Annotated in this window: 23 protein-coding genes; 10 read left to right on the top strand and 13 right to left on the bottom strand. The window is 40.9% G+C overall.

Annotated elements, in window-relative coordinates; translation table 11 throughout:
* Positions 1–60 precede the first annotated feature (60 nt).
* The 5 genes from nadD to LA313_RS05675 all read right to left on the bottom strand — a co-directional run bounded on the left by nadD (position 61) and on the right by LA313_RS05675 (position 4,072).
* Positions 61–645: a nicotinate (nicotinamide) nucleotide adenylyltransferase gene (gene nadD, locus LA313_RS05695; RefSeq protein ID WP_228913713.1), complete on the bottom strand. Its 585-nt coding sequence runs from the start codon at positions 643–645 to the stop codon at positions 61–63.
* Positions 642–1,232 (bottom strand): guanylate kinase, encoded by a 591-nt coding sequence (gene gmk, locus LA313_RS05690; RefSeq protein ID WP_228913712.1) that lies wholly within the window; start codon positions 1,230–1,232, stop codon positions 642–644. The genes nadD and gmk overlap by 4 nt, the downstream gene beginning before the upstream one ends.
* Complete coding sequence (locus LA313_RS05685; RefSeq protein WP_228913711.1) at positions 1,232–2,089, bottom strand: YicC/YloC family endoribonuclease; 858 nt, start codon at positions 2,087–2,089, stop codon at positions 1,232–1,234. The genes gmk and LA313_RS05685 overlap by 1 nt, the downstream gene beginning before the upstream one ends.
* 102 nt (positions 2,090–2,191) lie before the next feature.
* Positions 2,192–3,025: a DUF1206 domain-containing protein gene (locus tag LA313_RS05680; protein ID WP_228913710.1), complete on the bottom strand. Its 834-nt coding sequence runs from the start codon at positions 3,023–3,025 to the stop codon at positions 2,192–2,194.
* A 69-nt stretch (positions 3,026–3,094) separates the two neighbouring features.
* Positions 3,095–4,072 carry a YheT family hydrolase gene (locus tag LA313_RS05675; RefSeq protein WP_228913709.1) on the bottom strand — a complete coding sequence of 326 codons (978 nt, stop codon included), beginning with the start codon at positions 4,070–4,072 and terminating at the stop codon, positions 3,095–3,097.
* A 90-nt stretch (positions 4,073–4,162) separates the two neighbouring features.
* Between LA313_RS05675 and LA313_RS05670 the strand changes: the two genes are divergently transcribed.
* Positions 4,163–4,657, top strand: coding sequence for an acyl-CoA thioesterase (locus LA313_RS05670; RefSeq protein ID WP_228913708.1), 495 nt, complete (start codon positions 4,163–4,165; stop codon positions 4,655–4,657).
* Here the strand turns inward: LA313_RS05670 and LA313_RS05665 are convergent.
* From LA313_RS05665 to LA313_RS05655, 3 genes are read right to left on the bottom strand one after another with little or no spacing between them, the layout of a single operon-like run.
* The gene (locus LA313_RS05665) at positions 4,641–5,534 is read right to left on the bottom strand and encodes a DMT family transporter (protein WP_228913707.1); all 894 of its coding nucleotides are present in this window, start codon (positions 5,532–5,534) and stop codon (positions 4,641–4,643) included. The genes LA313_RS05670 and LA313_RS05665 overlap by 17 nt on opposite strands.
* Positions 5,527–5,880, bottom strand: a complete 354-nt coding sequence (locus LA313_RS05660) for an arsenate reductase family protein (RefSeq protein WP_228913706.1) — start codon at positions 5,878–5,880, stop codon at positions 5,527–5,529. Before LA313_RS05660 ends, LA313_RS05665 begins: the two co-directional genes overlap by 8 nt.
* A gap of 9 nt (positions 5,881–5,889) precedes the next feature.
* Entirely contained in the window at positions 5,890–6,669 is a 780-nt protein-coding gene (locus LA313_RS05655) for a DUF3298 and DUF4163 domain-containing protein (RefSeq protein ID WP_228913705.1), read from the bottom strand.
* A 95-nt stretch (positions 6,670–6,764) separates the two neighbouring features.
* On the opposite strand from LA313_RS05655, the gene LA313_RS05650 reads away from it, so the two are divergent.
* Positions 6,765–7,907 carry a cystathionine gamma-synthase gene (locus LA313_RS05650; RefSeq protein ID WP_228913704.1) on the top strand — a complete coding sequence of 381 codons (1,143 nt, stop codon included), beginning with the start codon at positions 6,765–6,767 and terminating at the stop codon, positions 7,905–7,907.
* Between the two features lie 333 nt (positions 7,908–8,240).
* Here the strand turns inward: LA313_RS05650 and LA313_RS05645 are convergent, their stop codons facing one another.
* Entirely contained in the window at positions 8,241–9,017 is a 777-nt protein-coding gene (locus LA313_RS05645) for a THC0290_0291 family protein (protein WP_228913703.1), read from the bottom strand.
* 183 nt (positions 9,018–9,200) lie between these two features.
* Here LA313_RS05645 and gdhA point away from each other — a divergent pair, with 183 nt between their 5' ends.
* From gdhA to LA313_RS05605, 8 genes are all read left to right on the top strand, one after another.
* Positions 9,201–10,541: an NADP-specific glutamate dehydrogenase gene (gene gdhA / locus LA313_RS05640; RefSeq protein WP_228913702.1), complete on the top strand. Its 1,341-nt coding sequence runs from the start codon at positions 9,201–9,203 to the stop codon at positions 10,539–10,541.
* 977 nt (positions 10,542–11,518) lie between these two features.
* Positions 11,519–12,061, top strand: coding sequence for a DUF6090 family protein (locus LA313_RS05635; protein ID WP_228913701.1), 543 nt, complete (start codon positions 11,519–11,521; stop codon positions 12,059–12,061).
* Positions 12,062–12,218: 157 nt separating this feature from the next.
* A complete protein-coding gene (gene recO, locus LA313_RS05630) occupies positions 12,219–12,938 on the top strand; it encodes a DNA repair protein RecO (protein WP_228913700.1) in 720 nt (239 codons plus the stop codon).
* Complete coding sequence (locus tag LA313_RS05625) at positions 12,938–15,340, top strand: TonB-dependent receptor (protein ID WP_228913699.1); 2,403 nt, start codon at positions 12,938–12,940, stop codon at positions 15,338–15,340. Before recO ends, LA313_RS05625 begins: the two co-directional genes overlap by 1 nt.
* A gap of 128 nt (positions 15,341–15,468) precedes the next feature.
* On the top strand, positions 15,469–18,873 hold the full coding sequence (gene ileS / locus LA313_RS05620) for an isoleucine--tRNA ligase (RefSeq protein WP_228913698.1): 3,405 nt from the start codon (positions 15,469–15,471) through the stop codon (positions 18,871–18,873).
* Positions 18,874–18,878: 5 nt separating this feature from the next.
* Positions 18,879–19,262, top strand: a complete 384-nt coding sequence (locus LA313_RS05615) for a TraR/DksA family transcriptional regulator (protein WP_097054928.1) — start codon at positions 18,879–18,881, stop codon at positions 19,260–19,262.
* Positions 19,263–19,332: 70 nt separating this feature from the next.
* Positions 19,333–19,953 (top strand): DUF4097 family beta strand repeat-containing protein, encoded by a 621-nt coding sequence (locus tag LA313_RS05610; protein ID WP_228913697.1) that lies wholly within the window; start codon positions 19,333–19,335, stop codon positions 19,951–19,953.
* A gap of 34 nt (positions 19,954–19,987) precedes the next feature.
* Positions 19,988–20,623 carry a lipoprotein signal peptidase gene (locus LA313_RS05605; RefSeq protein WP_228913696.1) on the top strand — a complete coding sequence of 212 codons (636 nt, stop codon included), beginning with the start codon at positions 19,988–19,990 and terminating at the stop codon, positions 20,621–20,623.
* On the opposite strand, the gene LA313_RS05600 is transcribed toward LA313_RS05605, so the two are convergent.
* The 4 genes from LA313_RS05600 to LA313_RS05585 are packed head-to-tail and all read right to left on the bottom strand — an operon-like array spanning position 20,620 to position 24,084.
* Complete coding sequence (locus LA313_RS05600) at positions 20,620–21,033, bottom strand: response regulator (protein WP_228913695.1); 414 nt, start codon at positions 21,031–21,033, stop codon at positions 20,620–20,622. The genes LA313_RS05605 and LA313_RS05600 overlap by 4 nt on opposite strands.
* Before the next feature lie 3 nt (positions 21,034–21,036).
* Positions 21,037–22,488, bottom strand: a complete 1,452-nt coding sequence (locus tag LA313_RS05595) for a sensor histidine kinase (protein ID WP_228913694.1) — start codon at positions 22,486–22,488, stop codon at positions 21,037–21,039.
* A gap of 47 nt (positions 22,489–22,535) precedes the next feature.
* Entirely contained in the window at positions 22,536–23,108 is a 573-nt protein-coding gene (locus LA313_RS05590) for a 5-formyltetrahydrofolate cyclo-ligase (RefSeq protein WP_228913693.1), read from the bottom strand.
* On the bottom strand, positions 23,083–24,084 hold the full coding sequence (locus LA313_RS05585) for a succinylglutamate desuccinylase/aspartoacylase family protein (protein ID WP_228913692.1): 1,002 nt from the start codon (positions 24,082–24,084) through the stop codon (positions 23,083–23,085). Before LA313_RS05585 ends, LA313_RS05590 begins: the two co-directional genes overlap by 26 nt.
* Between the last annotated feature and the right edge of the window lie 2 nt (positions 24,085–24,086).

The raw sequence follows: 24,086 nt of genomic DNA, 5'->3' as shown, positions 1-24,086 counted from the left end.
TTTGGTTGGTTAGTTAGTGAAAAGTTGCCTCCGGAATCTCAATCTCCGGGGGCAATTTTTTTATCTGTAAAAATTCATATCATCTATATATTTCCAGACCTTTGGGGGTAGCAATGGCCGCACATCTTTTCCCTCTTTTATCGCTTTTCTTATAAATGTTGAAGATATTTCTACCCTTGGAGCATCGGTAAGGGTGATCCTTGGGTGGTCCAGTAGATCGGGATGATTTTTTCCTTTAGAATATCGAGGATACACTACAATATCGTGTCTCTCCAGGATTACCTCATAATTTTTCCACTTGGGGAAACTCTTGAGATTGTCCTCTCCCATAATAAGCACGAATTCATAATCGGGATATTTCTCTTCCAGGTGCGCAAGGGTATAAACTGTGTAGTTAGGCTGCGGAAGGTTAAATTCAATATCACTGGGTTTAATCCCGGGGTATTCGTCACAAAGCTGCCACACCATTTCAAACCTGTGGTGGTTATTTAAAAGACTGCTTTTCTTCTTAAAAGGATTGTGAGGCGTCACTACCATCCATACCTCGGTGAGATCTGTGTACTGTAGTAGATGGTTTGCCAGGATAAGATGCCCAACATGTACCGGGTTAAAAGTGCCAAAAAAAAGTCCGACTCTTTTTTTCACCTTTTTGAAACTTTAGTAGCTCCAACAAAGTCTGAAACCAAAGTGTAGGCTTCTTCAAGAGCGGTATTGAGATCATTATTTACTATAATATGATCGAATTGTGGAGCCGTAGCCAGTTCAATAGAAGCTTTTGCAACCCTCATATTGATCTTGTCCATAGATTCGGTTTCCCGTTTCTTTAAACGGATCTTTAATTCTTCAATGCTAGGCGGTTTTACGAATACTGCCAGGGTTTTTTTTGGAAAAATATTTTTAATGTCAAGCCCGCCAACAACATCGATGTCAAAAATGACATTTTTACCATGTGACCAGATTCTTTCTACTTCGCTTTTTAAAGTTCCGTAGAAGTTGTCACGGTAGACTTCTTCCCATTCGAGAAATTCATCATTCTTGATCTTATCCTTAAACTCTCTAAGACTTAAAAAGTAGTAATCTTTTCCATGTATTTCTGTACCTCTGGGTTCTCTTGAAGTGGCCGAAATTGAGAATTCAAGCCCCAGCTCTTCCTGGGCAAGCAGATATTTTACAATGGTGGTTTTCCCAGATCCCGATGGTGCCGAAAAAACAATAAGTTTCCCGTCTGCCATTAGAGTACGTTTAAAAGTTGTTCCTTGATCTTTTCCAGCTCATCCTTCATTTGCACCACAAGTTGCTGCATGGGAGCGTAATTTGACTTGCTGCCAATGGTGTTGATCTCTCGGCCCATTTCCTGGGAAATAAAAGCGAGTTTTTTCCCGTTGGAATCTGAAGATTTCAGGGTCTTCAGGAAGTAATCCATATGGTTTTCCAGTCGTACTTTCTCTTCAGTGATATCGAATTTTTCAATGTAGAAGATCAATTCCTGCTCAAAGCGGTTTTGATCAACATTTTCTTTAAGTTCTGCTACTCCTTTTTGAAGACGCTCCCTTACTCCTGCAATTCTTTCAGGATCCATTGCGATCACCTGCTTTAGCAATTCCTGGATATTTCCGGCTCTTTGCTCCAGCTCATCTTCAAGGGCTTTTCCTTCAGCAGATCGAAAATCGTTGATCTCTCTCAAAGCTTCATCAACAGCTTCTTCAATAGCCTTGAATTCATCTGCATCAATTTCTTCTCTTTCAGTCTTAAAGGCATCGGGCATGCGCACCGCCATCTGCAGTAGATCAACATCACTTGCAGGATGAATCTCCCGTAGCTGTGCCATGTATTTCTTGACCGCTGCCGAATTCACGGCCGAGGTGGTCTCTTCTCCCGTCACTTCTACATAAACCGAAAAATCGACTTTGCCTCGGGTAAGATCCCGGGAGATCTTGTTTCGCAGCTGCAGTTCCTTCTCCCTGTACTGGGAAGGAAGTCGTGCATTAAGATCAAGGTTTTTGCTGTTAAGGGATTTTATTTCTACGGTTATTTTTTTAGAAGGTAGCTGGAGTACGCTCTTTCCAAAACCGGTCATTGACTGAATCATGCTGAATTTTTAATGTTGCACAAAGATAAGGAATTATGCAGCAGGACAAAGCGCTATGACTCCTTTGTACAGTTAAGGAGAAAGCACTGGGTTATCATTTTTTTACTGAAGGGTGGTGAGATTTGCGTGCCGGGCCACCATAATATGAAATATTCCATACCCAATTAACCCTAAAGCGGTTGCTCCCAAAAGAAGAGAACCATAAGAGAACGAAAGCAGATATTGAAGGGCTCCCTCTGTCCCTTTATAAATACTTGCATTGTGTTGCAGAATGACTTTCACCAGGAAAAATGAGATGATCCCGAAGACTACTCCGCGGGCGATATATCCAAATTTCCCGGAACGCCGAATGAAGGTATATTCATGTTTCAAATCTGGATATTTGTCCATCTTCTTCATAAACTTTCCATCTCTGGCAATTTTGAACTGCCACAGCGCCTGTCCTGCCACAACCGCAGCGACGATCCATATGACCAGCTTCCCCCAGTCTGTGGATAGCAATTCCCAGAGTGCCGCTTTTTGTTCTAAGTTTTCCCCAGAATTTCCTTTGGTTGTATTTGAAAAGCTCCTTAAGAGGGGCTTCAAAAAAGAATATGCAATAAATCCATAAAAGACCCCCGAATAGAAAAATCTGAATCTTTTAAAGCCACTTTTCATGCTTTTATCATCAATATAGGTACCGGGTAGGAACAGTGCCTGGTAAAATCTCCATAAGGAGTAGGCCACCAGACCAAGGGCTACCACAGCACCCAAAAATTTGCCAAGAGGAAGGGTAAGTAGGTACTTCACCGCGCCATCTGTGCTGCTAATGTCTCCACCTTGATTAAAGGCTGCAAGAAAGGTAAGCGTGCCGATGAGCACATAGACCAACCCCTTAGTAAAAAAGCCAGCGGACCGCACCTTGGCAACGTAACCTTTGTCGGGTTTCAGGTACATACTTCTTTTTCTACTAATTTAAATTTTTCGGGTACTCCGGTAGCAATAGCGAAAAATTTTAACCTGTATTTAGCTTTTTTGAAAGGTTTGTAGTTGAGCCTCAATGAATTCGAGTGCTCTTTCTTCATTGTAGGTGGAGTGCCTATTCTGTATAAATCCCACATGCCCGCCATATTCTGGTGTTTCCAGGAATAAATGTTTGCTTTTTTCGGCAATATCAGCTGGATAACAGCCGGGAGAAAGAAAGCCGTCATTTTTTGCATTGATTATTAGAGTCGGGATCTTTATATTTTCCAGAAACTGGCGGGAACTGTTCCTATTGTAGTAATCCAGCGCATCTTCAAAATCATGTGCCCTGCTGGTGTAAAGGTTGTCAATGTCAAATAGGCTGTCACAGGCTTCGATCTCTTCCTTTGTTAATTGATCGGGAAAGTTTTTTGCTCGCAAAAGCAGGTGTTCGCGCAGCTTCATCCTGAAACGTTTTGCGTACAGGAAATTTTCCCGCTTCTGTAGTTGTTTAAGGCTTCCGTGAAGATCACAGGGAGCCGAAACCATAACGGCTGCCTTTATTTCCTTCGGAATTTCCCTGTTTTCACCCAGGTACTTCAGCATGAGATTAGCACCAAGGCTGAAGCCGTTAAAAGCGATCTCTGTGTATTTGTTCTTTTTCAGAATAAAGTCTACCACCTCCTGCAAATCATCTGTAGCGCCGGCGTGGTAAGATCTAAAGCGGCGGTTCATCTCTCCGCTGCAGCCACGCAAGTTCACTGCGGCCACATCCCAGCCGTGCTGCGTGAAGTATTTGGCGAGCCCGGTAACATAAGGCCGCTTGGCACTTCCTTCCAATCCGTGGATCACCACCAGGACCTTGTTGGTCTTTTCTCTGGAAAAACTCCAGTCCAGATCCATAAAATCTCCATCCTGAAGGTCCATTCGCTCTCGCTTTTGTTGAACAGGCGCCCGTCTGACCATCGCCGAATACACCGTGGAGATGTGATAATTCCGGAAGATCACCGGTGGATCGTATGTGCTTTTTACTAAGGGCATGGTGCTCACCTAAAGTTTAGAACGGTAAATGAAAGAAAATTCATTATGCATGCATAATATAAATTTGTAATTTTATCTCAAAATTTGAATATGTACAAAAAGAAATTTGAGATAAGGTGGAGTGATATTGATGCCAACAGGCATTTGGCCAATACTGCGTATATAAATTTTATGAGCCACACCAGGATGAGTTTTTTAATGGAGAATGGTTTTGGCCATAAAGAAATGGCGCAGCATAACCTTGGTCCCGTGGTTTTTTATGAACATATTTCCTATTTTAAAGAAGTTTTTGCGGGCAAACCAGTGACAGTGACTTTAAAACTAAGAGGTCTTTCTGAAGACGGAATGTACTTCGAGTTTGTTCATGATTTCTATGACCACAAGGGTCGTAATTTTGCAAGTTGTGAAATGATGGGCGGGTGGATCGACCTTAAAGAAAGAAAACTTACCGGTCTTCCAAAAGATCTTTTTGACAGTCTTGATCATCTTGATCACACCGAAGATTTCAAGGTGCTAACCAAAGAGGACACCAGGAGATACGGCAAAAAACCTAAAGATCTTGATCCTGCTATGCTACAGGCTTAGGTTTTCGGGTTACCATGTAAACTCCGGAGAAAACAAGGAGAGCAGCAACAATTTTTAACATGTTGAGAGAATCGGCTCCCGTGGAGACCGCATATACAATTGCTATTAAGGGTTGTAGGTAAACAAATGCACTAATTGTCGAGGCGCTCAGCTGTTTTAATGCATATACATTCAACAGGTAAGTGAGAAAGGTTGTTCCAAAAACAACGAAGCTCATTCCCAAAATGGCCTCTTTGGGCAGGTTGGTCCAGTCGACTTCTGTGAATTCCTGAAGGGTAAAGGGTAAGTTTATAAAAACTGCCATTAAAAAAAGCCATTTCATTAAAGTGAAAGGGTGGTATTTGGCAGTAAGTGGTTTTACGAGAATAAGGTATAGTCCATAAGAAGTGGCGTTTACCAGCACCAGAAGATTTCCCAGCGGAATGTTCGGAGCATTCTGTACCTGGCTGCTGCTGAACAAAATAAGGCCAAGAGCTCCCGCCAGTCCTGTTAATATACCTAAGATTTTGAGTAAGGTGATCCTTTCTTTAATAAGGAGTGCGGCTAGAACAAGGACAATAATTGGGGTTATAGTTGTGATCACCGAGCTGTTAATGGGGGTAGTAAGGTTTAGGCCTTTGAAGAAAAACAGCATATTAATACACATTCCCAGTACTGCGCAGCCAAACAGCCGCGGCCAGTCACTGGTGGCGACCTTTTCCTTTGGTCCCATAAAGCTTATGAGCCAGAATAGGATCGCTGCCCCGGTCACTCTTAGCAGGATAAAACCAAAAGGTTGAATATAAATAGGCATCAAACCTTTTGCAACCGTATGGTTGATCCCGTAGATTGTACCCGCACCAATGGCTGCAAGAATTGCCGGCAGCCTCTTATTCACTTAGTGCAGCTTTTGCGGCAGCTACTTCCTTTTTGGAATTGCCGATAAAGATCTTCTGGCCGTCCACGATCACGGGACGTTTTAGGAAAGTATAATGTTCTAAAAGCAGGTTTTTATAATCATCTTCAGAAAGCTGCTTGTTCTTTAGATCCCCCTCTTTATATAGCCTGGCTCTTTTGCTGAAGAGTGCTTCATAAGTTCCGGCTTTGTGCTTTAGCTCCTGTAGCTGTTCCTCAGTAATGGGTTCTTCCTTTATATCCTGCATTTCAAAAGATGCAGGGGGATCGAGTTCTTTCAGGATCCTTTTGCAGGTATCACAGGTGGAGAGATAGTAGATCTTTTTCATTGGGTAAAATTATTCAATCCTTATGAAAGGCCGCACTTCCTCAAGCGGAATTTCCATTACAATATCTCCGGCTGCATAGGGAGCGATCTCGTAGGAGTTGTAGACCAATACTACTTTATCATTTGAAAACCCAATGTTCTCGGGAAGGTTGAAGGTCTCATTTTTAAACCAGAAGCCGGTGCTGTTAATGTTCTCATCCTCGGGTATTCCTTGCTCCTTCCGGAATTTTTCTTCTACAAAAGAGATGAAATCCTTTTCAAAAATGTCTTGTTTGGAGAGAATTTTTCCGCTGGTGGGATCGAAATTAAGAAAAGTAAGGGTTTTATATCCATGGGCTCCTCCGCTAAAGATTTCGGTTGTTATCCCAAAAGAAACCAAGCTGTCACTAAGCAGGTATACTTTTTCATCCACGTAAGCCTCCCATGGTGGTTCTTCAGAAAAATTTTCGGCTGCCTCGCGGTAATCAGCAAGGAACTTTTCTGAAAGTTCTTCGAGCGTCAAGATTGCTGGGTTTTCCTGGGTTGAGATGAGTCTTATGATATGTTCATCAAGGTTGCGATTGATCTTTTTAGAAACTTCCGAAGCACCCGCAGCCCTTACAACATCAAGTGCGATAATGGAACAATCATAATCGGCCGTGTCACAATTTTCTCCCGCTTTTTTTACCAGGCTCTCTTTTTCAAATCTCAGTGATACCGGTGTTTCTTCTTTTTTTTCTTCTTCTTTGTCTTTTTTGCAGCTTGAAAAAACGATCACGAGCAACAACAGACATAAAACTTTGCGGGACATAAATGGTTACTGTTAAACTGATCTGAAAGGTACGGGCTATTTTGGGAAAGCCCAAAATCGAATGTTACATTTATATCTTAAATAAAGTCTAAAAAATGAAGTTCAATACGAAGACCATTCATGGTGGCCAGCATGATACCGATCCTGCTTTTGGATCTGTAATGCCTCCAATATATCAAACCAGTACATATAAACAATCTACTCCAGGCGGGCACAAAGGATTCGAATATTCCCGAAGCGGAAATCCTACCCGGGCTGCTTTAGAAAGATCCCTCGCCAGTATCGAGAATGGAAAATTCGGGCTTGCTTTTGGGTCTGGGCTTGCGGCCATTGATGCGGTGCTCAAATTATTCAAAAGTGGCGATGAGATCATTTCTACCAATGATCTTTATGGAGGTTCCTACAGGTTGTTCACGAAGATATACGAAGATTTTGGAATTAAGTTTCAATTTGTGAGCATGGAGAATGCAGGGGAGGTGGAGCAGTATATAAATGAGAATACAAAGATGATCTGGGTGGAAACGCCAACCAATCCAATGATGAATATTATCGACATCGAAGCTATGTCTCGTGTTGCGAAAAAATACAACCTGTTGCTTGCAGTAGATAATACTTTTGCTACTGCTTACCTGCAACGGCCACTAGAATTAGGGGCAGATATTGTGATGCACAGTGCTACAAAATATCTTGGAGGTCATAGTGATGTAGTGATGGGAAGCCTGGTAGTTAATGACCAGAAACTGGCGGAAAGACTTTACTTCATACAAAAGGCCAGTGGTGCAATTCCAGGACCTCAGGACTGTTTCCTGGTTTTAAGGGGAATAAAAACCCTGCATCTGCGCATGCAACGGCATTGCGAAAATGGCGAAGCAGTAGCCAGATTCCTTAAGGGCCATCCAAAAGTTGATAAGGTGTACTGGCCGGGTTTTGAAGATCATCCCAATCACGACATTGCGAAAAAGCAAATGAGCGGCTTCGGTGGAATGGTGTCATTTACCACTGCTGAAGGAACTTTGGAAAGTGCGGCTTCTTTTGTAGAAAAACTAAAGGTATTTACGCTTGCCGAATCTTTGGGAGGAGTGGAATCTTTGGCAGGTCATCCTGCGAGTATGACACACGCCTCAATTCCGAAGGAAGAAAGAATCAAAATAGGAATTGTAGATTCTTTGATCAGGCTAAGTGTGGGGATCGAAGATGAGGAGGATCTCCTCAATGACCTGAAACAAGCTCTGGGCTAGGTATTCAAAAATGGGGTTTTAGAAGGTGCTTTGGAAGATATTTCAGGGCCTTTACAATTTCATCTCCAGTCTAAAGTCTGCCGACTCAAGTCTACCAACTACCGTTTAATTTAGAAACATTGTCCGATAAAAATAATTTGAAATCTGGAAAAGCCACGAAAACAACGAGGTTGAAGTTGTTTCTCGAGCTATAAGGGGGTGGTTTGCCGATTTATCCCTTTTTTATTATATAGAGGAGTTGTGTACGGTTAAGAGTCAAATACCTGAGAACAAGTCTTGGTTCCTGATTCTAGAAGCGCAGCGATCTTGGTTCTTTCCCCAGACAACAAAGATTTAGAAATTCAGATAGTAGATGTACCCAAAGTTTAGCCAGAACATCATATCATTAAACTTGTTCTGCGGATTATCATGATCCAGCCCGTCAATCCAGTCTGTATTGTAGTACCTCCACTGCATGTTCATCACAAGATCACTGCTCACATCCAGCTTGTAACGCATTCCCGCACCTGCCACCACAGACCATGTGGAACCGGCTTCCTGGTCTACATAACCTACAAAAGTATGGAAGGTATGATCTTCTAAAGGTCCAAGGGTGGAATAAGTATTAGGATCATAACCAACAAAATTAAACCCAAGGCTAACGTATGGGGCGATAGGATATGCAAACGCAGTGTAATCTCTTATGCTCAAAGGATAGTATTCTAAATGCGCCCCAATCTCATATACCTTTGCCTGTCCTATCATGCTACGAAGCTGCTCCCCTCCGGTAGTTTTCTTTTGCGCTATTGCTCCAAAATGGTTCAATTGTCCTTCGTGGTAATCCAGCTCTGCCCTAACTCTAAAATGATCGTTAAAATAACTATACCGGGCATAGCAGTCACAATCTGCTTTGTAGGCAAAATTGAGATAATAGACCAACCCAACCCCCAGGCCAACATTAGAAGAATTTGTTTCTAGATTCCAGCGCAAGCCATAGTCTGTGAAATAGGCTACCGGGCCGGCAACTATTCCTATTTCCTGGCCCACCATTCCAACCTGTGCGTGAGAGTCAATTTTTCCGAAGAAAAAAAGCAGGTAACTCAGCATTAAAGTTTTGAAAATGTTGGCCATATGAGAATCTCGTATCTTAGCAAATATATAAAAACATCCTAAAGAAACGGGGAATTATGGGCCTTTCAGAAAATGATTAATTATAAAAGGAATAACAAATATTTTAAGGCTAAATTTTGCAGATAATGTATATTTGCACCGAATCGTATAAAACGTTTTCGTTAATAAAATTTAGCCAAAACCATGGAAAAAAATGTACAAGAATTTTTAGATAGCGTTTCAAAACGTAACACCAATGAACCAGAGTTTTTACAGGCGGTTCATGAAGTTGCTGAAACTGTTATCCCATTCATTGAAAAAAATAAAAAATATCAAAATAAGAAGTTGCTGGAGCGTATGGTGGAGCCCGAGCGTGTGATCATGTTTCGTGTGCCATGGATCAATGACAGCGGCGAAGTTCAGGTGAATCGCGGTTTTAGGATTCAAATGAATTCTGCAATTGGACCTTACAAAGGTGGTTTGCGTTTTCACCCTTCAGTAAACCTTTCTATTTTAAAATTCCTTGCTTTTGAGCAGGTATTTAAAAACAGCCTTACTACCCTTCCTATGGGCGGTGGAAAAGGAGGATCAGATTTTGATCCAAAAGGAAAATCAGACAATGAGGTGATGAAGTTCTGTCAAAGCTTTATGACCGAGCTGCAGCGTCACATTGGTGCCAATACAGATGTTCCTGCGGGAGATATTGGGGTTGGAGCAAGAGAAGTAGGATTCATGTTTGGACAGTACAAAAGACTTCAGAATGAATTTACCGGGATCCTTACCGGAAAAGGTCTTTCTTATGGTGGATCTTTAATTCGTCCCGAAGCTACAGGTTACGGTAATGTGTATTTTACCGAGAACATGTTGAAGACCAAAGGAGATTCTATAAAAGGAAAAATCATAGTAGTTTCAGGATCGGGTAACGTGGCCCAGTATGCAGCCGAAAAAGCTACCCAGCTGGGTGGGAAAGTAGTTACCATGAGTGATTCTTCAGGATATATCTATGACGAAACAGGTATAGATGCAGGAAAACTTTCTTTCATCATGGATCTTAAGAATGTGAAAAGAGGAAGAATCAAGGAATATCTTGATGAATATCCAGAAGCAAAATACTTTGAAGGAAAAACGCCATGGGATGTGAAGTGTGATATTGCTCTTCCATGTGCGACCCAAAACGAATTGCTTGAAGATGATGCAAAAACCCTTGTGAATAACGGCTGTAAAGTTGTTGGTGAAGGTGCGAACATGCCATGTACATCCGAAGCTATTGCAGTTTTCCAGGAAGCCAAGATCCTTTTCTCTCCGGGGAAAGCATCAAATGCCGGTGGAGTTGCGACTTCAGGTCTTGAAATGTCTCAAAACTCAATGAGATACAACTGGACTTCTGAAGAAGTGGACGCCAAGCTGAAGCAGATCATGAACGATATTCACGCCCAGTGTGTGAAATATGGAACTGAAGGTGATTATATAGATTACGTAAAAGGAGCCAACATCGCAGGTTTCGTAAAAGTTGCCGATGCAATGTTAGCACAGGGAGTAGTTTAAACTTCTGCTGAAATATTTTCTGAAAAAGCCGCGTTTGCGGCTTTTTCTATTTTTGGCTTACATTTATTGCTTCGTTGTAAACAAGGCAAAAAAATAATACATTGGCAACAAACAATAAAGACTCCTTAAATGAATCAATTACTTAATTTTTACGACAAGCTTTTTCTTTATTGTTATGATTTTAAAAAGAGTAGAGTTACATCTCTTTATTTTCCTCTTTTAGTGCTTTCTACTGCACAAGCTGTAAACCTTTTTTTTCTTTTCATTCTAATCTTTCATATTTTGAGGTTAAAACTACCTCTACGTGAAATTTTCTTAGGTCTTGAGGTAGGAATGATATTGTTAAATTTTTATATGTACGAAATCAGGAATAGAACTGATATTGTGCTCAGAAAAAAACCAAGACTAACTTTATTTTTTAAAATTGCCTCCTACTTCTATATTTTAGCATCGCTTTCAGCACCTTTGATATTGGTTTATTCTATAAAAGAATATAATTAGCCCAAACTTATGGCCAGATCAGGAATCATTTTGATAATACTTTGGATTGTTATCCTTGCTTATATGTTGATTACCAAAAAGGATAAAAAACAAATAAAAGAAACATTTTTTGTAGGATCATTCTTTACTGTTATTTGGGCTGTAATTTACCTTTTACTATTGTAGAATTTTGTTTTTAATTCTCTTACAACCGACTTTTAGGACTTTAAATAACTCCTGAACATGGTAAAAAAGGAAAATATAAATGGAATAACTATTTAACCGGATTGACTAAGCGCCTCTAAAAATGAAACAGGGGAGAAAGCCCAGTTTACAGCAATGAATAACACAAATTGCGGAATACCTGTCAAAAATGGCATTTTTGACTACCAATAAAAAGCAGTCTTTAAAGAAAAAATTTGAGTCACCAAGCCGCTACTTGCGCAATTCGAGACCTTAGAAAGAAGCAAAACAACCTTCTTTTACTTTAATTTTATATGAAAAAATATTTCAAAGCTTTTATTAAAGAAATAGTTCCCATAGTGTTCGGAATTTTAATTGCGCTTTACATCAATAACTGGAATGAGAACAGAAAAGACAATAGATATATTAATCAAATATCCACATCAATTGATAAAGAGCTTACCGAAACTAATAAAGAAATTATGGATAACATTAAGGTTCAAAAATCATTTCTTGATACCCTGAATCTTTATTTAGAGAATGATAAAATATCATTACTTGATATAACGCTGAAAGCTGGAGGAATTGATATACCCACAATAAAAATAAACTCCTGGAAAGCCATTTCTAATTCAAAGATCGAATTGATGGAATATAACAAGGTATCCACTTTAGCAAATATCGAGGAGCAGAAGGAAATCTTGAAAATGAAAACCGAAAAATTAGCAGATTTTCTTTATTCAAATACTAAGGAAACCGGAAAAGAGAAAAAAGAGTTTATGAAATTAATGATGCTCGATATTATCCATACGGAAATCCCATTGCAAGGAGAAATTGAAACCATTTTAAAAGAATAATGCCTGTTGCTAACAATATAGAAACAATGCTCAAACCGGTCTCGGAAAAATACTTAATTAAAATGCCTTTTTTGGAAGATTGTACATCAGAAATCTTATTGCTCAAAAAATGTCTTTTTTGAAGGATTTTTTTCAGCATAAAAAACAATTTCATTAGATGTTGATCACTACAAAAGGTATAGTCTTTAGTGCTTTAAAATATGGGGAAGCCGATCTTATTGTCAAGTGCTTCACCCAAAAAAGCGGATTAAAAACTTATCTTCTTCGGGGTGTATTAAAGTCTAAAAAAGGTAAAATTAAAGCCTCGCTTTTCCAGCCGTTAACGCAGCTGGAGATTGTGGCCAGTCATAAAGACAAAGGTGCCCTGGAGTACATGAAAGAGGCAAAACTGGGAATTGTATACCAAAGCCTGCACACCAATGTTGTGAAATCTACTGTAGTAATGTTCCTTTCTGAAGTACTGCGGAATGCTGTAAAAGAAGAGGAAGCAAATCCATCCCTTTACGATTATGTGGAGGCAAGCCTGGAATGGTTTGATACTCATGAAAAAACCGTGAATTTTCACTTGCTTTTCCTGCTGAAGCTTACCCGTTACCTTGGATTCTATCCCGATGATTCTCAGGAAGATGCGCCTGTTTTTAACCTTGTAGACGGGACTTTTCAGGATGTGGAGACCAACCCCGACTGCATAAATGATGAGAATGTTGTGCTTTTACAGCGGCTATTGGGCACAGACTTTGATGAACTTGCTGCTATCAAATTAAACCAGACGACACGCTCCGGATTTTTGCTTATGATCCTGAAATATTATGAAATTCATCTTCAGGGTTTTCATAAGCCCAAATCTCTTGCGGTCCTGAACGAAATTTACAATTAATGCGGCTGTTTTTAAGTCTTCTCCTGTTCCTGTTCTTTGCTATTTCTTCGGCCCAGGAGATTGTCGTTCTTGACAGGGAAAGCGGGCAACCTATTTTTAATGTTGCTGTTTTTAATAAAGATAAATCCAAGAGCCTGCTCACAGGTTTTGACGGAGAAGCGAATCTTTCTGTTTTTTCATCGGGTGAAATAATTTTCTTCAGACATGTTTCTCACGCAGAATTTCATGCCACCAAAAAACAGATTCTCGATCGGGGTAGCAAAGTCTACCTGGAGCCCACCAAAAATGAACTCGATGAAGTAGTGCTTTCAGTTTCAAAATTTGAGCAGGAGAGAAATCTTGTTCCACAAAAGGTAGTGACCATTAATCAGAAAGATATATTAACCTCGGCACCTCAAACTTCGGCCGATTTGCTGGAGAGTACGGGCCAGGTTTATATTCAGAAAAGTCAGCTGGGTGGTGGAAGCCCCATGATTAGAGGTTTTGCCACCAACAGGTTATTGATCACTGTGGACGGGGTTCGTATGAATACCGCCATTTTTCGTGGAGGAAATGTTCAGAATGTGATTTCCGTCGATCCACTTTCGGTGGAGCGGACCGAAGTGGTTTTAGGCCCCGGGTCAATTATTTTTGGGAGTGACGCAATTGGGGGTGTCATTAATTTTTTTACACTTACTCCGGCCTTTTCGGTAGCAAAGGGCGGCAATTTTTCCGGAAGGGCTTATACTCGTTATGCCACCGCCAATGAAGAAAAATCGGGCCATTTAGATATTTCTTATGGGCGCAGGGAATGGTCTTTTTTGACCAGTGCTTCCTATTCAGATTTTGGACATATGCGCATGGGTAGCCATGGTCCCGAAGAATATTTGCGGCCAGATTATGCCGTGCGAAGGGATGGCCGTGACTTTATGGTTGAGAATAAGGATCCAAAAGTTCAAAAACCTACGGGATATGAGCAGCTCAACCTGCTTCAAAAAATAAGATTTAAACCTACAGAGGAATACGACTTTTCCCTCGGAATTATTTATTCAACAACTTCCAATTTTCCACGTTATGACCGGCTTTACCGCAAACGCGATGGAGTTTTACGTGCCGCTGAATGGTATTACGGGCCGCAGGAGTGGCTGCAAACAAATTTGCAGCTGGATAAAGTAGGGAATGGAAGGTTCTATGATGAGGCAAAATTTACAGCCGCATACCAGTATTTTGAAGAAAGCCGGAATGACAGAGGATACGGTGAGGAGGTGCTTTTTCATACCAGGGAAAAGGTAAATGCCTATTCTTTGAACCTGGATTTTGAGAAAAAATTCAGGAAAAGCAGCCTTTTTTATGGAGGAGAATACGTTTTTAACCGGGTTAATTCAGCCGGAAGTGAACAAAATATTGTAACGGGTGAGACGAATCCCGGCGCTTCCAGGTATCCCGATAATTCTTCGTGGGAATCTTTGGCTGCGTACAGCAATTTTCAGTGGGAATTAAACCCTGAACTTACGCTGCAAACTGGCGCCAGGTATAATTATATTTTGCTGGATGCCACGTTTGATGAAGATACCTATGATTTCCCTTTTTCAGATGCTAATCTGCGAACAGGTGCCCTAACAGGAAGTGCCGGATTAAACTGGCAGCCAAATGACATTTTAGGCTGGCAACTAAATTTTTCTACCGCCTTTAGAGCCCCTAACATAGATGACGTAGGTAAGATATTTGATTCGGCGCCCGGCCTGGTGGTCGTTCCCAATCCTAATCTTGAACCCGAAAAAGCATATAATGCAGAACTTGGGCTTCGGCTTAATTTTGATCGGGTTGTGCAGGTGGATCTTGCGGGTTATTACACGCTTCTAGAAGATGCTTTAGTGCGCAGGGATTTTGATCTCAACGGGGAGACAACCATTATTTACCGTGGAGAACCGAGCAGGGTGCAGGCTATCCAGAATTCAGCACGGGCTCGCGTGTATGGCTTTGAGACCGGGGCAAAGATCAGGTTTTCAGAAAAACTGAAATTGACCACACAAATAAGTGTTACAGAAGGGGAAGAAGAGCAGGATGATGGTACGACAGCTCCTTTGCGTCATGCTGCACCATTTTTTGGAAATGTCCACCTGGTCTGGGAAAATAATAACTTTAGATTCGATCTTTTCACTGAGTACAACGGAGAAATAAGTGCCGAAGAGCTGGCACCTTCAGAAAGAGACAAGGCGTATCTCTACGCTCTGAATGAGAACGGAGATCCATATGCTCCAGAGTGGTATACGCTTAACTTCAGTTCTCAATATCAACTTGGTAAAATGTGGATTGTGACGGCCAGTCTTGAAAATATCACCGATCAAAGGTACCGCACCTACTCCTCGGGTGTTGCTGCAGCGGGACGTAATCTAATTTTGGCGTTGCAGTACTCTTTTTAGTTAAAACTTCAGGAATTTGAGCTGTTATGGTTGATAACCATCAGCTGGTATTCAGGTTTTCGCTTTTTAAACCTTAGGATTTATTTAAAATCGTTATTTTCGCGCAACTATTTTGAAAGAACAAAATGATGAGCGCAAAGTTCCCTGAATATAAAGGACTTGACCTCCCAAAAGTGGCTGAAGAAATTCTGCATTTTTGGAAGGAAAATGATGTTTTTGAGAAGAGTGTTACCTCCAGGGATGGAAAGGAGCCTTTTGTCTTTTTTGAAGGTCCACCATCTGCAAACGGACTTCCCGGAATACACCACGTCATGGCACGCGCCATTAAAGATATTTTCTGTAGGTTCAAGACCCAGAAGGGTTTCCAGGTAAAGCGTAAAGCGGGCTGGGACACCCATGGATTGCCAATCGAGCTGGGAGTTGAAAAAGAACTGGGCATCACCAAAGAAGATATTGGGAAAAAGATAAGTGTAGAGGAGTATAACGAGGCATGTAAGAATGCCGTGATGCGTTATACCGATGTTTGGAACGACCTTACTGAAAAAATGGGTTACTGGGTGGATATGGATGATCCATATATCACTTACAAATCCAAATACATGGAAACAGTTTGGTGGCTGCTTTCCCAGATCTACAAAAAAGGCCTTATTTACAAAGGCTATACGATACAACCCTATTCGCCAAAAGCAGGAACCGGTCTTAGTTCCCATGAGCTAAATCAACCGGGAACTTACCAGGATGTGACCGATACCACAGTTACGGCCATGTTCAAAGCGAAAAAGGAGACGCTTCCGGCAATGCTTTCTGAAATTGAAGGAGAAATATTTTTCATTGCCTGGACAACAACTCCCTGGACGCTTCCTTCTAATACTGCACTTACTGTAGGACCAAAGATCGAATATGTCACTGTAAAGACTTATAATCAATACACTTTTGAGCCTATCACTGTTGTGGTGGCAAAAGACCTTGCCGAAAAGCAGTTCGACAAGAAGTTTCAAAAAGTAGATTCTGAAGAGGCTTTAAGAGCTTATAAAAAAGAAGACAAAAAAATACCATTTTTGATAGGTGAGTCTTTCCGCGGAAAAGAACTCGAGAATGTTAAATATGAGCAGCTCCTGCCTTATGCGCAGCCTTATGAACATCCCGAAAATGCTTTTAGAGTGATCCTTGGAGATTTCGTTACCACAGAAGACGGTACCGGAATTGTTCATACCTCTCCAACTTTTGGTGCAGATGATGCGATGGTTGCAAAACAAGCAAAACCCGAAGTGCCACCGCTGCTGGTAAAAGATGAGAATGGAAACCTTGTGCCGCTAGTGGATTTGCAAGGGAAATTCAGGCCGGAGTTGGGTGAGTATGGTGGCAAATACGTCAAGAACGAATACTATGATGACGGGGAAGCTCCCGAAAAATCTGTAGATGTAGAGCTGGCGATAAAACTGAAGGAGGAAAACAGAGCATTTAAAGTTGAGAAATACGTCCACAGCTATCCAAACTGCTGGAGAACAGACAAACCAATATTATATTATCCTTTAGATTCCTGGTTCATCAAAGTAACAGACTTTAAGGACCGAATGTATGAACTGAACCAGCAAATCAACTGGAAACCAAAATCTACCGGGGAAGGTCGTTTTGGTAACTGGCTTGCTAACGCCAATGACTGGAACCTTTCAAGGTCGAGATATTGGGGAATTCCGCTGCCAATCTGGAGGACCGATGATGGGAAGGAAGAAAAGATCATTGGTTCTATAGAAGAGCTGAAGGAAGAAATGAAAAAGTCTGTGGAAGCAGGCTTCCTGAAGGCTGATCTTTTTGCCGATTTTGAACCCGGGAACTTCAGTGATGAAAACTATGATAAGGTAGACTTGCATAAAAATGTGGTTGATGAGATCGTGTTGGTTTCGGCTTCAGGAAAGCCTATGAAACGTGAAGCCGATCTTATTGATGTTTGGTTTGATTCAGGTTCCATGCCTTATTCTCAATGGCATTATCCTTTTGAAAATGCCGAAAAAGTAGAAAAGACCTGGCGAAAAGCCGATTTCATAGCCGAGGGTGTTGACCAGACGAGAGGATGGTTCTATACCCTGCACGCCATTGCGACAATGACCTTTGATGATGTTGCATATAAAAATGTTGTTTCTAACGGGCTCGTGCTTGACAAGAAAGGACAAAAAATGTCCAAGCGTCTTGGAAATGCGGTAGATCCTTTTGAAACCCTGGCTGCCTTTGGACCCGATGCCACACGTTGGTATATGATCTCCAATGCAAATCCGTGGGACAATCTCAAATTTGACATAGAAGGAATTTCAGAAGTCCGCCGCAAATTTTTCGGCACCCTTTATAATACCTATTCTTTCTTTTCTCTCTATGCCAATCTTGACAACTTCACATATTCTGAAGCCGATGTGCCGCTTGAGGAAAGACCTGAAATAGATCGTTGGATACTTTCAGAATTACATACTTTAATAGAAAAGGTAGATGCATTCTATGCAGATTATGAACCTACCAAAGCTACGAGGGCAATTTCTGAATTCGTACAGGAAAACCTGAGCAACTGGTATGTGAGGCTTTGCCGCAGAAGGTTCTGGAAAGGTGAATACGGTACAGATAAGATCTCTGCATATCAAACCCTTTATACGTGTCTTGAAACCGTTGCTAAACTAGGGGCGCCCGTTGCACCGTTCTTTATGGACAGGTTGTACAGGGATCTTGAAAAGGCTACTCAAAAAGAAGATTTTGAGTCGGTACACCTGGCATACTTTCCAAAGGCAGATCAACGTTTTGTAGACAAGGAGCTGGAGCGACAAATGCAGAAGGCGCAAACAGTGTCTTCCCTGGTCCTTTCCCTTAGAAAAAAGGAAATGATCAAGGTGAGACAGCCTTTACAGAGAGTGATGATCCCTGTTCTTGATGAACAACAGAGAAAAGAGATCGCCGCAGTAGCCGATCTAATAAAATCTGAGGTAAATGTAAAGGAACTTGAGCTTATTGATGATGCTTCAGGAATTCTTGTAAAACAAATTAAGCCGAACTTTAAGGTTTTGGGACCTCGATTTGGCAAGGATATGAAGCTTATAGCGGGAAAGATCAATAATTTTTCCGCAGAAGACATTCAGAAAATTGAGCGTGATGGTGAAATTCAGGTTGAAATTAATGGGAATTTCCTTACATTAGAGAGTGGGGATGTAGAAATTACCTCCCAGGATATTGAAGGTTGGCTGGTGGCCAATTCAGGAAATATCACCGTAGCTCTTGATATTACTATTTCTGATGAACTTAAGAAAGAAGGTATTGCAAGAGAGTTGGTTAACAGAATTCAGAACCTTAGAAAAGATTCCGGATTTGAAGTAACCGATAAAATAGATGTGACCCTACAAAAGGACGGCACTGTCGAGGAGGCCGTTCAACAAAATATTGAGTATATAAAAACCGAAACCCTCACTGCAAATCTCGACTTAGCAGAAGAAGTGAACAACGGACTGGAAGTTTCTTTTGATGAAGTGACCACAAGGTTGTTAATTAAAAAACATTAAGAACTATGTCAACAGAAGTAAAAGAACGCTACAGCGACGCAGAGCTGGCGGAATTCAGGACATTGATCCTTGCCAAGATCGAGAAGGCAAAGGAGCAGCTGGAACTTTACAAGAGCGCTTACATGAATGACGGAAACAATGGTACAGATGACACCTCTCCAACGTTCAAAGCTTTTGAAGAAGGTAGTGAAACGATGAGTAAAGAGGCGAATTCGCAGTTGGCCATTCGTCAGGAAAAATTCATTCGGGATCTTAAAAACGCCCTTGTGCGTATTGAGAGTAAAACTTATGGAATTTGTAGGGTAACCGGAAAACTAATTGCCAAAGAGCGCCTAAAATTAGTTCCGCACGCTACGCTAAGTATCGAAGCCAAGAATATGCAACGCTAAGGCCTGGCTTTCATTTTTAAAAAACGCTCCGGCCTTTTTGGTTTGGAGCGTTTTTTGTTTTCCTGCAGCTATGAAATTCTATCTCTTTTCTTTTTTCCTGCTCTTTTTCTTTTCGGTAAGTGCCCAAAAGGTGACGCGGGAGGTTATTAGTGCAGATAATATTGAAAAGATCTCGCTCTCTGGCGATGAAATTTTTAAAGTTAGTTTTAGTACCGCCTCCGATAAAGAGATCGTTATTACCACCCAAACCGAGGGAGAGTATTTTAATGACATCAGCCTGGATGCAGAGCTCCGCGATAAGACTTTATTCCTTACGTCCCGCTACAGGGAGATCCTGCAAAATGGATATGATAAACTTAGTGCTCATAAGGTCTTTTCTATGGAAGTGGAGCTTGAGATTCCAAAAAATATGATAATTGAAGTAAATTCTAACGTGGCTTCGGTTTATCTCACAGGAATTTATGAGCAAGTATTTGTACAGCTAAAAAATGGTTCCTGCTACCTTGAGGATTTTAGTGGAGATGCAGTAATAAACACCTATGACGGCAATATCCTTGGCACAGCGCGCAGCATAAATGCCGAAGCGAAATCCAGGAATGGAGAAGTAGAAATTCCTAAAATTCTCCACGGAAATCATAAAATGGTATTAACCAGTATCAACGGGGATATAAAGATCTCGGAAACTAAATAATATTAGTATTTTTGCCCCGTTCAATTCATTTTCAATGTCTTTAAAGAAAGCTTCCCTTATCATCATCCTTATTCTGATCATCGATCAGATCTCGAAATTCTATATTAAAACCAACTTTATGTTGGGGGAAGAGATAAGAGTCTTTGATTGGTTCAGGATCTTGTTTGTGGAGAATGAAGGCATGGCCTGGGGCGCCCGTATTCCGGGTGAATATGGAAAACTATTGCTTACCAGCTTTAGGTTGGTGGCCATTGTTGGTATAGCTTACTGGCTTTGGGATTCTGTACGTAAGAATGGGTCACGCATACTCATAGTTGCAATTTCAATGATCTTCGCCGGGGCTTTTGGAAATATTATTGACTCCGTTTTTTATGGGGAAGTCTTTAATCATAGCTATAACCAGGTTGCAACATTTTTACCCGAAGAAGGAGGCTATGGCACTCTCCTACATGGTAATGTAGTAGACATGTTATATTTCCCTTTATGGTCGGGCTATTTGCCGGAGTGGTTGCCATTTTGGGGAGGTGAGTATTTTACCTTTTTTGAGCCGGTATTTAATATTGCCGATTCCTCAATAACGATAGGGGTATTTCTGCTCCTTATTTTTAGCAAGAAGGCTTTTCCGGAACATGAAGAGGAAAAGCAGCATTCAAAAAAAGCAGTAGCTTAAGCCACCTCGCGGCTAAAGATCTTTTCAAACCGCTTTAGTTCAATTGGCTTGATCAAATAATCGGTTACCATATTGAAGGATTTCGCCCTTTCCAGGTCTCTTGGATCTATGGAGGAACTTACCACGTAAAGAGTGATCTTTTTATTAAAATTATTTTTAATTTTTACAAATTCACTCAGGAACTCCCAACCGTCCATAATGGGCATATTTAGATCCAGGAAAATAATATTGGGAAGGCGGTCTTCATTTACACTTTCCAAAGTAGCCTTGAAATAATCAAGGGCTTCCTTGCCATTTTTGAAGATTATAAGGTTTTGAGAGAGCTTTTTGATCTCGATGATCTTCTTTACCAGGTTAACATAGATCTTGTCATCATCAATTATGCATGCAAGTTCTATAGGATTATCCATGATTTAGAATTTGATTTTAAAGGTTGTGCCAATATTCACTGTGCTGGTAACTGAAATGCTTCCCCCGAGGGTTTCCACCTGATTTCTGGTTATAAAAAGACCAATCCCTTTTGCTTCGGGGTGCCGGTGAAAGGTCTTGTACATTCCAAACATTTTATCCCCGTGCTCATCAAGATCGATCCCCATTCCATTGTCACTTACCTCCAGGAAATTCTCCCCATGCTCTTTATACGTCTGGATAAAAATTACAGGTTTCCTTCCTTTGAACTTATATTTTATGGCGTTTGTAATCAAATTTAATAAAATACTCTCCAGATACTCAGAAATGTAGCTTATTTCGTTCAACGCATCAAATTCGGCGATGATCTCCGCATTTTCTCTTTTAATCAGGGAAGAAGTTGACGCAATAACCACCTCAAGAGCATCTTTGAATCTCACAATTTGCTTTTCCTTCTTCAGGTTGTTCTGCCTGGTTACTACCTCGTTAAGTTTGCTAATGGCCTCTTCCAGGTTTTCGGAAATGTCATTTACATTAACGAGCAGGTCCAGCTTATCTTCAACATTTTTAGCCTCTCCAAGAAGTTGGGAAATGAGGCTTAAATTACTGCTGTGGGATCGCAGCTGGTGGGATACAATATGTGCAAAATTAAAGAGTCTTGAATTTTGGGAAGCTATTATATCAAGAGAGTTCTGAAGGTTTAACTCATTGGTCTTTTGCTCATCAATATCCTGATATACCCCTCTTATCCCAATTATCTCCTGATCATTATTGTAAACCGGTTTACCTGTTGTCCTTACCCAAAATTCCTTGTTGTGAAGGGTTCGCATCTTGATTTCCATTTTAAAAGGAATTCCGAATTTCGAACATTTTTTGAGTATGTTCTCCACTTTCTCATGGTGATCCCCGGCATAGAACCTCATTTTATCATGGGGATTCGGCTCGTAATCCATAGGGCATTCCAGGATCTTCTTGGTTACATTATCCCAATAAACGGCCTGGGTTTCCACATCAAAATACCAGCCCCCGGTGGAGGTCATTTCGGCAGTTTCACGGTAGTAGAAAAAGTTTTCTTCAATAGTATATTCATCCCGCTTTGCTTGGTGAATATTTACAAATAAGAGTACAGCAGCATCTGCCAGTCCTTTCTCCCTGCTCTTAAGATTTCGACATTCAAACCAACGGTATTTTCCGTTTTCGAGCTTAAGCCTAATTTCAGCAGTAAACGGTTTTTGGCGATTGGTGAGATCCTCAAAATGCTCCCTAAAGTCGTAGCGGTAATCCTTATGCAGGATATTGTTGAGGAAATATTCGAATTTATCTCCGCCCGTGTCGGGATCACCAATTAAAAAATTAAAATGAGGAGACCAGGAAATCTCTTTTGTGAGGAGGTTGATCTTCCAGTAAGCAACATCAAAGTCTTCTAGAATACTGTTTAGCTGGAGGTCGTTGAGCATTAAAATACCACATTGGATTCACTAAAAGTAATTGAAAACCTGAAGGTTTACAAATTTTTGAAATTATATATTTTCTCCGGAGTGACGCAGTAATCCAATGGAACATCGTGCTCATTTATTTCCTGGATCTCATCTTCGGCAGGAAAGAGGGACAATCCAACCTTAACTACTTCTTTAGTACAGCGGCTAAGAAATTTGTCATAAAACCCTTTTCCATAGCCTATCCTGTTGCCATTGTGATCAAAGACCAACAGCGGGATAAATACAACGTCGATTTTTGGAGCAGGGACCTCGATACCGTCTACAGGTTCGGGAATGCCCCAGTCGTTGATTTTAATTACTGTGGAATCTGTGAGCAAATAATTGTTAAGTGAGCCGCTTTTAAAATCTGATTTTGAGAGAACAATATTCTTATCTTTTCCCTGCAGGATGTGTAAAATATCCTGTGTATCTACTTCTTTTTTTTCTGAAATGCTCAGGAAGAGATGATAAAAAGAATAATCCCAAATGGGTAGGCTTAAAAGATGGTTAGCTATCTTCAGGCTTCCTTTTTCGATATCATCGGGAGTTAGTGCCTCCCTTAGTTTTTTATATTTAAGCCGAAGCTGCTTCTTGTTCATAGGTTTCTTTTGAAAGAGAAATATGAAAAATAGCATCCCCCTGGTAAACAATGGGAGATTCATTTACATTTATAATATACCCCGAATTGGGAGCTTTTACTTTATGCCGCAGCTTTCCATAAGGATCTGTAATGATGGCTATGTACTCTCCTTTTTCCACATGTTTACCGCAAGGGATCTTTACGTGCAGGAGTCCGCTGTATTTTGCACGCATCCAGCTGCTGTAGTCGATTAAAATAGTGTCTCCTGTAGCGTCTGGGACATCAAATTTGGGCTTGAGCATTTCGAAGTGAGAGAGGATGCGCATAACACCATCAACACCATGCTTAGCCACGGTTTTATTACTGTCCTGCGATTTACCACCTTCAAAAAGCAGTACCGGTTTTCCCTGTTTTGCACAGGTCTCCCTGTAGGACTTGGTAATTGTTTTGGAAATTATCGTAAAAGGTGCATTAAAGACCCTGGCGTAATGCATAGCCATTTCTTCTCCCTTTTTTATTCTTATTTGGGGTGCGTTAAACCTACTTGCACCTCCGGTGTGGAAGTCCATACAAAAATCGGCTACAGGAAGGATTTTTTGAACAAACTGATATGCAAACCTGCTTGCCAGGGAACCATTCTTAGTTCCCGGAAATACCCTGTTAAGATCCCGGCCGTCAGGAAATTCCCGGGCCATGTTAAGGAAACCAAATACATTAAGAATTGGGATGCATATTACCGTGCCTCTTGCAGGCTTGTTGATCTCTTTTACAATAAGCTGGCGCACCACCTCCACTCCATTAATCTCATCTCCGTGAATTCCTGCAGTAATAAGTATAACCGGACCCGGTTTTTTCGATCTTTCAATGATGATTGGTACCTCTACATGTGTCGTTGTATGAAGCTTCGCCATATTGAAGTTGATCGTCATACTTTTACCGGGAGGAACTTTTTTGCCTAAGATCTCAAGGACATTGTTCTCATCTATTGATGCCATAT

It is taken from the genome of Salinimicrobium sediminilitoris (genome assembly GCF_020866905.1).
Taxonomy (GTDB): Bacteria; Bacteroidota; Bacteroidia; order Flavobacteriales; family Flavobacteriaceae; genus Salinimicrobium; species Salinimicrobium sediminilitoris.
Note: the sequence above shows the minus strand (reverse complement) of the source record. Positions and strands in the feature narration are given on the sequence as shown.

Coding starts and splice junctions, on each gene's coding strand:
- gmk (WP_228913712.1), bottom strand. CDS start 1,232: ATGGCAGACGGGAAACTTATTGTTTTTTCGGCACCATCGGGATCTGGG.
- LA313_RS05685 (WP_228913711.1), bottom strand. CDS start 2,089: ATGATTCAGTCAATGACCGGTTTTGGAAAGAGCGTACTCCAGCTACCT.
- LA313_RS05680 (WP_228913710.1), bottom strand. CDS start 3,025: ATGTACCTGAAACCCGACAAAGGTTACGTTGCCAAGGTGCGGTCCGCT.
- LA313_RS05675 (WP_228913709.1), bottom strand. CDS start 4,072: ATGCCCTTAGTAAAAAGCACATACGATCCACCGGTGATCTTCCGGAAT.
- LA313_RS05670 (WP_228913708.1), top strand. CDS start 4,163: ATGTACAAAAAGAAATTTGAGATAAGGTGGAGTGATATTGATGCCAAC.
- LA313_RS05660 (WP_228913706.1), bottom strand. CDS start 5,880: ATGAAAAAGATCTACTATCTCTCCACCTGTGATACCTGCAAAAGGATC.
- LA313_RS05655 (WP_228913705.1), bottom strand. CDS start 6,669: ATGTCCCGCAAAGTTTTATGTCTGTTGTTGCTCGTGATCGTTTTTTCA.
- LA313_RS05650 (WP_228913704.1), top strand. CDS start 6,765: ATGAAGTTCAATACGAAGACCATTCATGGTGGCCAGCATGATACCGAT.
- LA313_RS05645 (WP_228913703.1), bottom strand. CDS start 9,017: ATGGCCAACATTTTCAAAACTTTAATGCTGAGTTACCTGCTTTTTTTC.
- gdhA (WP_228913702.1), top strand. CDS start 9,201: ATGGAAAAAAATGTACAAGAATTTTTAGATAGCGTTTCAAAACGTAAC.
- LA313_RS05635 (WP_228913701.1), top strand. CDS start 11,519: ATGAAAAAATATTTCAAAGCTTTTATTAAAGAAATAGTTCCCATAGTG.
- recO (WP_228913700.1), top strand. CDS start 12,219: ATGTTGATCACTACAAAAGGTATAGTCTTTAGTGCTTTAAAATATGGG.
- LA313_RS05625 (WP_228913699.1), top strand. CDS start 12,938: ATGCGGCTGTTTTTAAGTCTTCTCCTGTTCCTGTTCTTTGCTATTTCT.
- ileS (WP_228913698.1), top strand. CDS start 15,469: ATGAGCGCAAAGTTCCCTGAATATAAAGGACTTGACCTCCCAAAAGTG.
- LA313_RS05615 (WP_097054928.1), top strand. CDS start 18,879: ATGTCAACAGAAGTAAAAGAACGCTACAGCGACGCAGAGCTGGCGGAA.
- LA313_RS05610 (WP_228913697.1), top strand. CDS start 19,333: ATGAAATTCTATCTCTTTTCTTTTTTCCTGCTCTTTTTCTTTTCGGTA.
- LA313_RS05605 (WP_228913696.1), top strand. CDS start 19,988: ATGTCTTTAAAGAAAGCTTCCCTTATCATCATCCTTATTCTGATCATC.
- LA313_RS05600 (WP_228913695.1), bottom strand. CDS start 21,033: ATGGATAATCCTATAGAACTTGCATGCATAATTGATGATGACAAGATC.
- LA313_RS05595 (WP_228913694.1), bottom strand. CDS start 22,488: ATGCTCAACGACCTCCAGCTAAACAGTATTCTAGAAGACTTTGATGTT.
- LA313_RS05590 (WP_228913693.1), bottom strand. CDS start 23,108: ATGAACAAGAAGCAGCTTCGGCTTAAATATAAAAAACTAAGGGAGGCA.
- LA313_RS05585 (WP_228913692.1), bottom strand. CDS start 24,084: ATGGCATCAATAGATGAGAACAATGTCCTTGAGATCTTAGGCAAAAAA.